The organism is Salmonella sp. SAL4457 (assembly GCF_046548235.1).
Lineage (GTDB): Bacteria > Pseudomonadota > Gammaproteobacteria > Enterobacterales > Enterobacteriaceae > Salmonella > Salmonella enterica.
Genome location: NZ_JBGDZO010000612.1, coordinates 1 through 266 on the forward strand (window position 1 = coordinate 1; position 266 = coordinate 266).

Here is a 266-nt window from a genome sequence, read left to right on the forward strand (position 1 = left end):
GCGCCGAGGGTCACCCGATGCTGCTGGTGACCGCCTCCACCGAGGCCGACAAGTCCGCCGCCGGCCTGAAGCGCTCCGCCAAGCCGACCTTGCTGGTGGAAGCCGAGATCCATCCCGGCGAGGCCAACGGCAAGGACGCCATGTTCATGCTGCTGCGCGACATGAGCGCTGCCGACCGCCCGCTCGCCGGGCTGCTGGAGAAGATCAACCTGCTGTTCATCCCGGTGGTCAACGTCGACGGCGACCTGCGCCGCAGCGCCTACGGG

General features: G+C 69.5%; 1 protein-coding gene. It reads left to right on the forward strand.

Annotated elements, in window-relative coordinates; translation table 11 throughout:
- Window positions 1-17 precede the first annotated feature (17 nt).
- Window positions 18-266 (forward strand): M14 family zinc carboxypeptidase (locus tag ACLJNW_RS25655; RefSeq protein ID WP_410961432.1); only part of this gene is annotated, 249 nt, incomplete at its 3' end.